The 12,307-nt window shown below is 75.5% G+C and carries 12 protein-coding genes; 4 read left to right on the top strand and 8 right to left on the bottom strand.

Annotated features, from left to right (window positions below; genetic code table 11):
• Positions 1 to 388: 388 nt before the first annotated feature.
• Both tyrS and ACFY07_RS09380 read right to left on the bottom strand, forming a co-directional pair.
• Entirely contained in the window at positions 389 to 1,654 is a 1,266-nt protein-coding gene (tyrS, locus tag ACFY07_RS09385) for a tyrosine--tRNA ligase (RefSeq protein WP_390868109.1), read from the bottom strand.
• A 118-nt stretch (positions 1,655 to 1,772) separates the two neighbouring features.
• On the bottom strand, positions 1,773 to 2,426 hold the full coding sequence (locus tag ACFY07_RS09380) for a DNA-3-methyladenine glycosylase (protein ID WP_390868108.1): 654 nt from the start codon (positions 2,424 to 2,426) through the stop codon (positions 1,773 to 1,775).
• Positions 2,427 to 2,797: 371 nt separating this feature from the next.
• On the opposite strand from ACFY07_RS09380, the gene ACFY07_RS09375 reads away from it, so the two are divergent.
• The 3 genes from ACFY07_RS09375 to ACFY07_RS09365 all read left to right on the top strand — a co-directional run bounded on the left by ACFY07_RS09375 (position 2,798) and on the right by ACFY07_RS09365 (position 4,990).
• Entirely contained in the window at positions 2,798 to 3,580 is a 783-nt protein-coding gene (locus tag ACFY07_RS09375) for a sporulation protein (RefSeq protein ID WP_390868107.1), read from the top strand.
• Between the two features lie 135 nt (positions 3,581 to 3,715).
• Entirely contained in the window at positions 3,716 to 4,246 is a 531-nt protein-coding gene (locus tag ACFY07_RS09370; protein ID WP_390868106.1) for a YbhB/YbcL family Raf kinase inhibitor-like protein, read from the top strand.
• Positions 4,247 to 4,480: 234 nt separating this feature from the next.
• Positions 4,481 to 4,990, top strand: coding sequence for an HNH endonuclease (locus ACFY07_RS09365; RefSeq protein ID WP_390868105.1), 510 nt, complete (start codon positions 4,481 to 4,483; stop codon positions 4,988 to 4,990).
• A gap of 271 nt (positions 4,991 to 5,261) precedes the next feature.
• Here the strand turns inward: ACFY07_RS09365 and ACFY07_RS09360 are convergent, their stop codons facing one another.
• The 6 genes from ACFY07_RS09360 to ACFY07_RS09335 form a co-directional block, all read right to left on the bottom strand.
• Entirely contained in the window at positions 5,262 to 7,307 is a 2,046-nt protein-coding gene (locus tag ACFY07_RS09360) for a PQQ-binding-like beta-propeller repeat protein (RefSeq protein WP_390868104.1), read from the bottom strand.
• 86 nt (positions 7,308 to 7,393) lie between these two features.
• Positions 7,394 to 7,693, bottom strand: a complete 300-nt coding sequence (locus ACFY07_RS09355; RefSeq protein ID WP_230651569.1) for a 4a-hydroxytetrahydrobiopterin dehydratase — start codon at positions 7,691 to 7,693, stop codon at positions 7,394 to 7,396.
• Positions 7,694 to 7,825: 132 nt separating this feature from the next.
• A complete protein-coding gene (locus ACFY07_RS09350; RefSeq protein ID WP_230651567.1) occupies positions 7,826 to 8,593 on the bottom strand; it encodes a sulfite exporter TauE/SafE family protein in 768 nt (255 codons plus the stop codon).
• 207 nt (positions 8,594 to 8,800) lie between these two features.
• Positions 8,801 to 9,796 (bottom strand): SPFH domain-containing protein, encoded by a 996-nt coding sequence (locus tag ACFY07_RS09345; protein WP_230651564.1) that lies wholly within the window; start codon positions 9,794 to 9,796, stop codon positions 8,801 to 8,803.
• Between the two features lie 9 nt (positions 9,797 to 9,805).
• Positions 9,806 to 10,228, bottom strand: a complete 423-nt coding sequence (locus tag ACFY07_RS09340; RefSeq protein WP_230651561.1) for an NfeD family protein — start codon at positions 10,226 to 10,228, stop codon at positions 9,806 to 9,808.
• A gap of 125 nt (positions 10,229 to 10,353) precedes the next feature.
• The gene (locus ACFY07_RS09335) at positions 10,354 to 11,145 is read right to left on the bottom strand and encodes an ABC transporter ATP-binding protein (RefSeq protein WP_390868103.1); all 792 of its coding nucleotides are present in this window, start codon (positions 11,143 to 11,145) and stop codon (positions 10,354 to 10,356) included.
• A 162-nt stretch (positions 11,146 to 11,307) separates the two neighbouring features.
• On the opposite strand from ACFY07_RS09335, the gene ACFY07_RS09330 reads away from it, so the two are divergent.
• Entirely contained in the window at positions 11,308 to 12,147 is an 840-nt protein-coding gene (locus ACFY07_RS09330) for a hypothetical protein (protein ID WP_390868102.1), read from the top strand.
• The last annotated feature ends 160 nt before the right edge of the window (positions 12,148 to 12,307 follow it).

The following is a 12,307-nucleotide window of genomic DNA, read 5'->3' as shown; positions in this document are numbered from 1 at the left end:
CGGGCCCCTCCGGGCGCTTCGTTCTTCCGTGTCTCCAGCTTATCAGACCCGCGGAGTGTCTCTCTCCGCTTCCCTGACCCCCGCCGGCGGGGTTTGTCGCCGAATTTCTTTTCCGCGACCCCCACTACGTTAGCGCATTTTCCCGGCCGTTCTCGCACCCGCCCTGCGGACACGAATGTCCGAGGCGAATCCTGATCGTTGGGTGATGCTGCAGTGGATGGTCGCTCCGGCTCGGCGCGGGCCGGCCTGAGGCTCTGCCCGTATGCCGTCCGAATCAGGCGACTCGTCCTACGTTAGGCGTCCGGGGGCCGGTCGTCAAACACGGAGGGTGCGGATCCGGCCGGATCCGCACCCTCCGTGATGAAGTGCCTGGTCAGAGCAGGTCGTTTCAGGACACGAGCTCGACTGCGGCCAGGTTGCGCTTGCCGCGGCGCAGCAGCAGCCAGCGGCCGTGCAGGAGGTCGGCGCGGGTGGCGACGGCCTCCTCCTCGGTCACCTTGGCGTTGTTCAGGTAGGCACCGCCCTCCTTGACCGTCCGACGCGCGGCCGAGCGGCTGGCGGAGAGGCCCGTGGCGACGAACAGGTCGACCAGTTCGCCGAGTTCGGAGACCTGGGCCTTGTGGGGGAGCTCGGCGACCGCGGCGGCCATGGTGGGCGCGTCGAGGTCGGCGAGGTCGCCCTGTCCGAAGAGCGCCTTGGAGGCGGCGACCGCCCGCTCCAGCTGGTCGGCGCCGTGGAGCATCGTGGTGAGCTCCTCCGCCAGGGCGCGCTGGGCGGCCCGGGCGGCGGGGCGCTCCTGGGTGAGGCGCTCCAGTTCATCGATCTCCTCCCGCGAGCGGAAGCTGAAGATCCGCAGGAAGGTGGAGACGTCGCGGTCGTCGGCGTTCAACCAGAACTGGTAGAAGGCGTAGGGCGAGGTGAGCTCGGGGTCGAGCCAGACCGTGCCGGTCTCGGTCTTGCCGAACTTCGTGCCGTCCGCCTTGACGATCAGCGGCGTGGCGAGGGCGTGCACGGACGTGCCCTCGGCCTTGTGGATGAGGTCGACGCCCGCGGTGAGGTTGCCCCACTGGTCGCTGCCGCCGGTCTGGAGGGTGCAGCCGTAGCGGCGGAACAGCTCGAGGTAGTCCATGCCCTGGAGGACCTGGTAGCTGAACTCGGTGTAGCTGATGCCCGCGTCGGAGTTGAGCCGCCGGGCGACGGCCTCCTTGGCGATCATCTTGTTGACCCGGAAGTACTTGCCGACGTCGCGGAGCAGGTGGATCGCCGACATGCCCGACGTCCAGTCCAGGTTGTTGACCATCCGCGCGGCGCTCGGCCCCTCGAAGTCGAGGAACTTCTCGATCTGGGCGCGGAGCCGGCCCACCCAGTCGGCCACCACCTCGGGGTCGTTGAGGGTGCGCTCGGCGGTGGGCTTGGGGTCGCCGATGAGTCCGGTGGCGCCGCCGACCAGGCCCAGCGGCCGGTGCCCGGCCTGCTGGAGGCGCTTGAGCGTGAGGATCTGCACCAGGTTGCCGAGGTGGAGGCTGGGCGCGGTCGGGTCGAAGCCGCAATAGACCGTGACCGGGCCGTCCGCGAACGCCTTGCGCAGTGCGTCCTCGTCGGTGGAGAGGGCGATCAGGCCCCGCCACCGCAGCTCGTCGACGATGTCCGTCACGGTCTCGTGTCTCCTTCGGTCACGTGGCCGGCGCCCCGCTCGGGGCGCCGACGCTGTCCAGCGTGTCCGAGACTACGCGGTCGGCGCCACCGGGATTCCTCCCGGTCGGCCGCGCCGTTCAGCGCGCCGCGCGGCGGCGGGGGGCGTGGCGCCGGTACGGACTGACCGTGGGGTCGCCGTCGATCCAGTACCGCCAGGGGGCGTGGGCGCCGTCGCCGGAGACCCCCGTGCGGGGGCCGGTGGCGACGAGGCCGGGCGGGGGCGGGGTGCCGGTGAGGACGAGGAAGGGCGAGGGGGCGCCGTCCGGGGGGCAGGCGTCGGCGCCGTCGAGGGCGCGGTCGACGCCCAGGGCGAGGGCGAGGCGAGCGGGGCCCCGGGCCAGTTCGGCGTCGCGGCGGGCGGTCGGGCGGCGGGTGCGGGCGGACGCGGTGCCGGCGGTCACCTCCCCGGCCCGGAGCAGGACGCCGGAGGGGGTGCCCTCGGGGCCGCAGACCAGGTTCATGCAGAAGTGCATGCCGTAGGTGAAGTAGACGTAGACGTGGCCGGGTTCGCCGAACATGACGGCGTTGCGGGCGGTGCGGCCCCGGTAGGCGTGGGAGCCGGGGTCGTTCGGGCCGTCGTAGGCCTCAACCTCGGTGAGGCGCAGTTCGACGGGGCCGTCGGGCGTGTTGCGGACGAGGACGCGGCCGAGCAGGTCGGGGGCCACCTCCAGGACGGGCCGGTCGAAGAAGTCCCGGCGGAGCGGGGCGCGCTGGGGGTCCGTGCTCGGCATGGGACCGAGGGTAGTCCGGCGAGGGGGCGGGGACGGCCGGCGGTCCGGGCACGCCGGGGGTCCGGATACGCCGGGGGCGGGGCACCTCACGGGTGCCGGCGCCTCGGGGGCCGAGGGGGGCTTCCGGGTCCGGACGCGTCGGGCGGTCCGGGTCCCCCGGGCGGTTCGGACACGTCGGGCTTGGTGGCGCGGCCGGGACTTTGCCAAGGTATGACCGAGCCGGAACCGTGCCGGGGGCGTGTTCGTCTCCCGGTGAGGACCGGACCAGGCACGACCGGGCACGGCACGACCGGCCGGGGTGCGACCAGGCAGGGCCGGGCGGGACCCGGTGGGCCGCCCGCTGTGCGGCCCGCGACCAGGAGAGGATTGCGATGGGCTTCAAGCGGATGCTGGCCGCCCTCGGCGCCGGCGGCGCCTCGGTGGAGACGGTGCTGCACGACCCGAACGTGGTGCCGGGCGGTGTCGTCCACGGCGAGGTGCGGATCCAGGGCGGCAAGGTCGACCAGCGCATCGAGGGCCTGACCCTTGGGCTGCAGGCCCGGGTCGAGGTGGAGACCCAGGACTCCGAGTACAAGCAGGACGTGGAGTTCCACCGCCAGCGGATCGGCGAGGGCTTCGAGCTCAAGGAGGGCGCGGTGCACACCGTGCCGTTCGCGCTGCACGTGCCCTTCGAGACGCCGGTGACGGCGGTGGCGGGCCAGCGGCTGCACGGCATGGCGGTCGGCGTGACCACGGAGCTGGCGATCGACCGGGCGGTGGACGCAGGCGACCTGGACCCGGTCGACGTGCACCCCCTGCCGGTGCAGCAGGCGATCCTGGACGCCTTCGTGCGGCTCGGCTTCCGCTTCAAGGGGGCGGACCTGGAGCGCGGGCACATCCGCAACACCCGGCAGCGGCTGCCGTTCTACCAGGAGATCGAGTTCTTCGCGCCGCCGCAGTACCCGGGGCTGAACCAGGTGGAGCTGTCGTTCGTCGCCGACGAGACGGCGGTGGACGTGGTGCTGGAGATGGACAAGCGGGGCGGACTGTTCACCGAGGGCAGCGACACCTTCCGGTCGTTCACGGTGCAGCACGCCGCCGTCGGTTCGACGGACTGGGCGGACTACCTGCACCAGTGGATCCACTCGGTGGGCGGCCGGCGCGGCTGGTTCTGAGCCCGATGTCCCGTCGGCCCGGCGCACCGCCGGCCGCGGCCGGCGGGTGTGCCGCCGGCGGGTGTGCCGCAGGCGGGTGTGCGACCGCGGCTAGGGTGGAAGACGACCAAGATCCCCCTTGAGGAGGTTCTGGACGTGACCGAGGCCAACAGGCGGCCCCTTCCGCACGACTTCCACCCGCCGGTGCCGTCCTTCACGGTGTCGAGCGACGACATCCGGGACGGCGGGGTGCTGCCGGAGGCCCAGGTGCAGTCGGGCGGCAACACCTCGCCCCACCTGCGCTGGGAGGGCTTCCCGGCGGACACCCGCAGCTTCGCGGTGACCTGCTACGACCCGGACGCGCCGACCGGGAGCGGCTTCTGGCACTGGACGGTCTTCGACATCCCCGCGTCCGTGACCGAGCTGCCCACGGGCGCCGGCACGGGCGGTTTCGCCGGGCTGCCGGAGGGCGCGGTCCAGGTGCGCAACGACTACGGCACCCGGGACTTCGGCGGAGCAGCGCCGCCGCCCGGCGACGGGCCGCACCGGTACCTCTTCACGGTCTACGCGGTGGACACGGAGAAGCTCGGGCCGGACGCGGAGGCGACGCCGGCGGTGGTCGGCTTCAACCTGCGCTTCCACACGCTGGCACGGGCCAACCTGCTGACGGAGTACGAGAACAAGTAGCACCCCGCCGGCTGCGGCCGGCGGGCGCGGAGCACGAGCGGCGCGGCCGCGCACCCCCGGGCGGGGTGCGCGGCCGCGCCGTTCCCGTCCCCTGCCGGCGGGGCGGGGAGGAGGGGAGGAGCGGAGGGGCAGGGGGCGGCTGTCGAAATTGCGTTGTTGCACCGGCCGCCGCCGATCCACAGTGGAGCCCTGCCGCCGCGGGGGCGGGAGCGAGGGGCCGGGGAGGTGTCCGCGATGCGGAACACGCTGGTGCTGAACGCGGGCTACGAGCCGCTGACGACGGTGTCGCTGCAGCGTGCCGTGGTGCTCGTCCTGCAGGGCAAGGCCGTGGTGGAGCAGGCGCACCCGATGCGGGTGGTGCGGGGTGCGGACGTCGAGGTGCCGCTGCCGCGGGTGGTGCGGCTCACCCGGTACGTGCGGGTGCCGTTCCGACAACGGGCCGCGTGGTCGCGGCGGGGCGTCCTGGTGCGGGACCAGCACCGGTGCGCGTACTGCGGCCGGCGGGCGACGACCGTGGACCACCTGGTGCCGCGGTCCCGCGGGGGTGCGGACAGCTGGCTGAACACGGTGGCGGCCTGCGCCGAGGACAACCAGCGCAAGGCGGACCGGACGCCGGAGCAGGCCGGGATGGCGCTGCTGCGCAGGCCGTTCGAGCCGACGCCGGAGGCGGCGCTGATGCTGGCGCTGGGGCTGCGCCGGGCGGACGCGGGCGACCTCGCGGCCTGGCTGCCGCAGCCGGCCTGAGCGGGGCTCGGCAGCGGGGCCGGACGCGGCCCGGGCCTGACGGTGCCGGGCCTGACGGTCCGGGGCCGGACGCGGCCCGGGCGGGGCGGCCCGGTACGGACCGGGCGGCGGAACCCTGCCGGGGAGGGTTCCGCCGCCCTCGTGCACGCACGGCCCTCCGCGGCGGCGGCGCGCCGCCGCGGGCCCGGCCGAGGGGCGACCGGCCCGGGAGCGACCGGCCGAGGGGCGACCGGCCCGGGAGCGACCGGCCCGGGAGCGACCGGCCGAGGGGTCAGCCGCGGGCCCGGTAGGCGGTGGCGGAGGTGCCGTAGGTCGAGGTGAAGGCGGGCACGGCGACGACCGTGCCGTCGGCGCTCAGCAGCCGCCCCGCGGTGAGCAGGGAGCCGGTGCCCTTGGGGAAGCCGCCGCCCGCGGACTCGCCGCCGCCGGCGAGGGCGAAGCGGCTCAGGTGGGCGGGCTGGTCGGTGCGCTCCTCGGTGGAGACGACCAGGGCGCCGCCGTCGATGCCGACCGGCTGGACCTTGCCCTTCTCCTTGGCGGTGGTCCGCCACAGCGTCCTGCCGCTCTTCAGGTCCACGGCGGTGAGGGAGCCGTTGGCGGGCGTGCTGCCGTCGGCGGGGACGAGGGCGGTGGCCAGGGTGGTGCCGCTGAAGAAGACGCCGGGCGCTGCATCGAGGGAGCCGTGGCCGACGTCGAGGCGGGCGCCGCCGGCCTGGGCCACCGGGATCTCGGCGCCCGGGTTCCCCTTGCCGTCCCAGGAGCGGACCTTGTCGTCGGACTCCTTGTCCCCGGTGGTGAGGACGACCGCGGGTTCGGCGGACAGGACGGAGACGGTCCTGGGGCTGCCGAGGCCGCGCCACCAGACGAGGCGGCCGCTGCCCGCGTCGAGGGTCACGGCCTGCTCCTTGGGACTGCTGTCGGCGCAGCTGCTGTGCAGCAGGACGGTGCTGCCGGAGCCGGTGCCGGACAGGGTGCAGAACTTGCCGCGGCCGGCGTTGCTCCACTTCTCCTTGCCGCTGGACGCCTCGTAGCCGACGGCCTCGGAGTCGCCGACGGCGACGACGCGGGTGTCGTTCACCATGACGCGGGCCCCGTAGGAGTCCTTGGTGTCCGAGAGGGTCCTGGTCCACTTCTGACGGCCGGTGGCGGTGTCCACGGCGGAGAGCAGGGTGCAGTTCCTCCCGCCGGCCCTGGGGGTCCACAGGACGGCGCCGGTCCCGGCGGCGGCCGTGGGCGACATGCCGCAGGGCACCGCGCCCGGCTTCGGGGGCTGGAGGGTCCAGAGCTGCCTGCCGGAGGCGGGGTCGTAGGCGCGGACGCCGCTTCCGTCGCCGCGCACCACGGCCCCGGGGAGCAGCCAGGAGCCCTGGAGGGCGTCGTCGGCCCCCGCGGGGGCGGCCGGGGCGGCCCACGCCCTGGTGTGGTCGACGGAGAAGCCGGCCGGGGCGGGGGCGGTGCCGCCGGAGGCGGCGGGGCTGCCGGGGTCGTCGCCGCCCGCGACGTACACGCCGGCCGCGACGAGGACCGCGAGGGCGCCCGCGCCGACGGCGGCGCGGACGGCGAGGGTGCGGCGGTCGGGGCCGTCCGTGCCGCCGGTGAGGGCGGCGCGGAGGCGGTCGGCGAGGGCCGGGCGGGGGGTGCCGCCGGCGTCGTCGTCCGCGTCGTCGCGGGGGCCGTCGCCGGTGCTGCCGCGGGTGCCGCGGGGGGCGCCTGACGGCGGCTCGGGTGCGGGGCCGGCCGGAGGGCCGGCGGGCGGCGGCGGGAAGGGCGCGCCCTGGCCGGGCAGCGCCTGCCACTGCTGCGTGGCCTCGCCGTCGGCGCCCGCGGCACCGGGGTCGTGGGATCCGGGGGTCCGGCCGTCCTGGTGGCCCTGCGCGCTGCCGCCGTAGGCGGGGTCGGGGGTGCCGTACGGGCCGGCGGGGTCGGCGGGGTCGGCGTAGGGCTGGTCGCCCGCATACACCCCGTCGCCGTGGCCGCCGTAGGACCCGCCGTACTGCTCGTAGGGCTGCTGCGCGTACCCGGCCGGGTCGTACCCGGTCCAGCCCTGGGACTGCTGCCCGTACGGCCCGGGGTCGTACGGCTGCGTCCCGTACGGCTGCTGCCCGTGGGCCTGGTCGTGGGGCTGCTGCGCGTGGCCGCCGTAGTAGCCCTGGTACGCCTGCGCCGGGTCGCCCCACGCCTGCGCGCCGTCTCCGTACGCCTGGTGGCCGCCGGGTATGCCGCCCTCGGCGGAGGAAGCCTGGCCGGTGTGCCACTGCTGCCCGTACTCGTACTCCGAGGGCTGCTGTCCGCCGCTGCCGGAGGGTTCCTGAGCCATGAAGTTCCGTCCGTCCCGCCTGGATGATCCGTCGGCCAGCATCTCATGGACGGCGGCGGGGCCGTCCGGGTCGCAGGGGCGGCCGCTCAGCCGTGGACGGCGAGGGCCTGGTCGATGCGGGCGGCGAGGGCGAAGTCGAGCGCCGTGAGGCCGCCCGCGGAGTGGGTGCTGAGGGCGAAGTGCAGGGTGCGCCAGCGGATGTCGATGTCGGGGTGGTGGTCCATCGCCTCGGCCTGCTCGGCGACGGCGTCGACGACGCGGATCGCGGCGGGGAAGCCCGAGGTCTCGGCGGTGCGGCGGAGGGTGCCGCCGTCACGGGTCCAGTCGGGCAGGGAGGCGAGGAGCCGGGTGATCTCGGACTCGGCGAGCAGGGGCGCTGCGGGCACGGGGGGCCTCCGGGTGGGGGTGCGGTGCTCGGGTCCGACCCTCGCAGACTCCGGCCCGGGCGTCGAGCCGGGGCGGCCGGGCGTGGGCCCGCCGGGCGGCGCAGGTCCCCCGCTGCGGACCCGGCTGCGGCCTCAGGTGAGCAGCAGCTTGGCGACGGCGGCGAGGCCGACGGCGACGATGACGCCGCGCAGGGCGGCGGGCGGCAGGCGGCGGCCGACGCGGGCGCCGATCTGGCCGCCGACGACGGCGCCCGCGGCGACCAGCAGCACGGCGGTCCAGTCGAAGTCGGCGACGAAGAGGAAGAAGAGCGCGGCGACGCCGTTGACGAGGAGGGCGAGGACGTTCTTGACCGCGTTGGTCCGCTGGAGGTCCTCGTCGAGGAGGGTGCCCATGAGGGCGAGCATCAGCACGCCCTGGGCGGCCCCGAAGTAGCCGCCGTAGATCCCGGTGGCGAAGATGCCCGCGACGAGCAGCGGTCCGGCGTCGGGGTGCGCGGTGCGGCCCGTCTCCCGGCGGCGGGCGGCGACGGCCCTGGCGAGGCGGGGCTGGAGGACCACGAGGACGAGGGCGAGGACGATCAGCACGGGGACGATCGCGTCGAAGGCGCTCGCGGGGAGGAGCACCAGCAGGACGGCGCCGGTGAGCCCGCCGAGGAGCGCGGCGGCCCCGAGCCGCAGCAGCCGGCCGCGCTGCCCGGCGAGTTCGCGGCGGTAGCCGATGGCGCCGCTGAGCGAGCCGGGGACGAGGCCGAGGGAGTTGGAGACGTTGGCGGTGACCGGGGGGAGGCCGACGGCGAGGAGGACGGGGAAGGTGATGAGGGTGCCGGAGCCGACGATGGTGTTGATGGTGCCCGCTCCCACGCCGGCGGCGAGGACCGCGGCCGCCTCCCAGGGTGTCATCGCCGTTCCCTTCGCTGCCGGACCGTCACGGTGGTCCGATCATGCACGACCGGTCCCGGGCGGCCCGCGGCGGGGTGCGGGCGGCCCTCCGGGGCGGCCCTCCGGGGCGGCGGCTGGGGGCGGACACGGCGGGGGCGGGGAACGGGGGTCCCGTTCCCCGCCCCCGGGCGGTGCGGCGTCAGGACGGCGGCGTCGCGGCGGCCGCGGTCACTCGGGGTCGATCGGCGGGTACTGGCGGCGGGCCGGGTCGACGCGGGGCCGGGCGGCGCCCTTGTCGAGGTCGGCGGGCGGGGTGGGGCCGGCGGGCTGGTGGCCGTTGCCGGCCGGTCCGCCGGCGAAGCCCGCGAAGGCGCCGCCGAGGCCCTTGAGCGCCTCGCCGACCTCGCTGGGGATGATCCAGAGCTTGTTGGAGTCGCCCTCGGCGAGCTTGGGGAGGGTCTGCAGGTACTGGTAGGCGAGCAGCTTCTGGTCGGGGTTGCCCGCGTGGATGGACTCGAAGACGGTGCGGATGGCGGCCGCCTCGCCGTCGGCGCGCAGCACGGCGGCCTGGGCCTCGCCCTCGGCCTTGAGGACCTCGGCCTGCTTCTGGCCCTCGGCGGTGAGGATCGCGGCCTGCTTGGTGCCCTCGGCGGTGAGGATGGCGGCGCGCTTGTCGCGGTCGGCGCGCATCTGCTTCTCCATCGAGTCCTGGATGGAGGTGGGGGGCTCGATGGCCTTGAGCTCGACGCGGTTGACGCGGATGCCCCATTTGCCGGTGGCCTCGTCGAGGACGCCGCGCAGCGCCGCGTTGATCTCCTCACGGGACGTCAGGGTGCGCTCCAGGTCCATGCCGCCGATGATGTTGCGCAGTGTGGTGACGGTGAGCTGCTCGATGGCCTGGATGTAGCTGGCGACCTCGTAGGTGGCGGCGCGCGGGTCGGTGACCTGGTAGTAGATGACGGTGTCGATGTTGACGACCAGGTTGTCCTGGGTGATCACCGGCTGCGGCGGGAAGGGGACGACCTGCTCGCGCAGGTCGATGCGGTTGCGGATGGTGTCGATGAACGGCACCACGATGTTGAGGCCGGCGTTGAGCGTGCGGGTGTAGCGGCCGAAGCGCTCCACGATCGCGGCGCTGGCCTGCGGGATGACCTGGATCGTCTTGATCAGTGCGATGAACGACAGCACCACCAGGATGACCAGGACGATGAGGACGGGTTCCAACGCGCTCTCCTATACGACGAGGGCGGTGGCGCCCTCGATCTCTACGACATCCACCTGCTGGCCGGGCTCGTAGACGGTGCCGGGGTTGAGCGCCCGGGCCGACCAGATCTCGCCGTTGAGCTTGATCCGCCCGCCCTGGCCGTCGACCCGCTCCTGGACGACGGCGCTGGCGCCCTTGAGCGCGTCGATGCCCATCCGCACCGGCGGCCCCTGCTGCAGGTGCCGGTAGGCGATCGGCCGCACCACCACGAGGAGGCCGACGGAGACCGCGACGAAGACGACGAACTGGAGCACCACGGACGCGCCGAGGCCGGACGCGCCCGCGGCGGCGAGGGCGCCCACCGCGAACATGCCGAACTCCGGCATCGCCGTGACCACCAGCGGAATACCCAGACCCACGGCGGCCAGAAGCCACCACACCCAGCTGTCCACGCACCCATCCTAGGGAGCAACGGACCTGCGGGGAACGGTTTCCGCAGGTCGATGGGCGCGAACCGGCCGCCTCCCGGAAGGGGGGCGGCCGGCGGCGGTGCGGGTGGGGGTGCGGGGTGCGCGGGTCAGGCGAGCGGCAGGCCCTGGGCGGTCCAGCGGTCGCCGCGGCGCTCCAGGGTGAGCGGCAGGCCGAAGCAGAGGGAGAGGTTGCGGGCGTTGAGCTCGGTGTCGATCGGACCGGCCGCCAGCACCTTCCCCTGGCGGATCATCAGGACGTGGGTGAAGCCGGGGGCGATCTCCTCGACGTGGTGGGTGACCATCACCATGGACGGCGCGTACCGGTCCTGCGCGAGGGCGCCGAGGCGGCGGACCAGGTCCTCGCGGCCGCCGAGGTCGAGGCCGGCGGCGGGCTCGTCGAGGAGCAGCAGCTCGGGGTCGGTCATCAGGGCGCGGGCGATCAGGGTCCGCTTGCGCTCGCCCTCGGAGAGGGTGCCGAAGCGGCGGTCGCGGAAGTCCGCCATGCCGAGGCGGTCCAGGAGGGCGAGGGCGCGGGTCTCGTCGGTGGTGTCGTACTGCTCGCGCCAGCGGGCGGTCATGCCGTAGGCGGCGGTGAGGACGGTCTCCAGGACGGTCTGGCGGCGCGGCAGCTTGTCGATCATGGAGGCGCCGGCGGTGCCGATGCGGGGGCGCAGCTCGAAGACGTCGACCGAGCCGAGCTTCTCGCCGAGGATCTGGACGGTGCCGGTGCTGGGGAAGAGGTAGCTGGACGCCACCTGGAGGAGGGTGGTCTTGCCCGCGCCGTTGGGCCCGAGGACGACCCAGCGCTCACCCTCGGCCACCGCCCAGGACACCTGGTCCACCAGTGGACGGCCGTCGCGGACCACGGACACGTCCACCAGCTCGAGAACGTCGCTCATGCGTACGCCTTCCCCAATTCGCATGCGGCCCTCCGCCGGCGGATCCGGGGGGCGGATCCGGAGGGGAGCGGTCCACTCGTGTCGACTTCGCCGCGCGCGCCGCGCGGAGCACGGACCAAACCTACGCCACGCGGACGGCGGCCCTGTCCGTAGGCTGGTCGGATGCTCGACACTCCCGCCGGGGCCCGGGGCCCCGAGGACCTCCAGGACCCGCACGGGGAGACCCGCGCCGGACGGCTGACCGCATGGGGCAACGCCCTGCTGGGCGGGTTCGCGCCGCCGGACGACGCCGCCGCGGCCGTCACCGGCCGCGACGAGGCCCACCGCGTCGCCGGGCTCCCCGGCGACGCGGACGGCGACCGGCACGCGCTGACCTGGGCGCTGGGCCGGCTGCGGGCGCTGGGCGCCACCGGCTTCCGCCTGGCGCTGCCGGCGCCGGGGCACCCGCTGGGCCTGACCGGCCCCCCGGAGTTCAACGCGCGGGCGCTGGAGGCCGGGGAGGCCGTGCTCACCGTCGGCGGACCGGCGCTGGGCCTGGTCCCGGAGGTGGCGTGGTTCGGGCCGCCCGGCGACCGGTCCGCCACCGTGCTGTGGCACTGCTCACCCGTGCGGGAGGCGCCGCCGGCGGACGTGCCGACGCTCCGGGAGGCCGAGCGGGAGCTGGCCGAGGGCCTGCGGGAGGCGACCGCGGTCCTGGCCCGGCTGGACGTGGCCGGGGCCGGGCCGGAGGCGCTGCGCGCCCTGGAGGCGTACCGGCGCCGCGGGCACCGCGAACTGCTGGCGCCCGGCTACCCGCCGCGGGCCGTGCGCGTGCTGGAGTCGGCGCAGCGGATCGCGGCGCTGCTGGCGATCGCGGCGGGCGGGCACGGGGCAGCGGTGAGCGCCGGGGAGATGGCGGCGCGCGCCGGCGTGCTGCGCCCGCTGGAGCGCACCGCGCGCCGGGCGCAGGTGGCGGCGTACAACGCGGCGGTGGACGAGCGCGGGGACGACGGGCCGCGCTGAGCGCCGGGACGGGCAGGACCCCGGGCCCGTGGGCGGCGGGCCCGTGAGCGGCGGGCCCGTGAGCGGCGGGCCCGTGAGCGGCGGGCCCGTGAGCCCGCCCCTGCGGGCGGGCGGCCGGGCGGCCCGCCGCGCCCCGGGCAGGGGCCCGCGGCGGGCGGCC

The sequence above is a fragment of the Streptomyces sp. NPDC001380 genome, assembly GCF_042895785.1.
In the GTDB taxonomy this organism is placed as follows: Bacteria; Actinomycetota; Actinomycetes; order Streptomycetales; family Streptomycetaceae; genus Peterkaempfera.
Note: the sequence above shows the minus strand (reverse complement) of the source record. Positions and strands in the feature narration are given on the sequence as shown.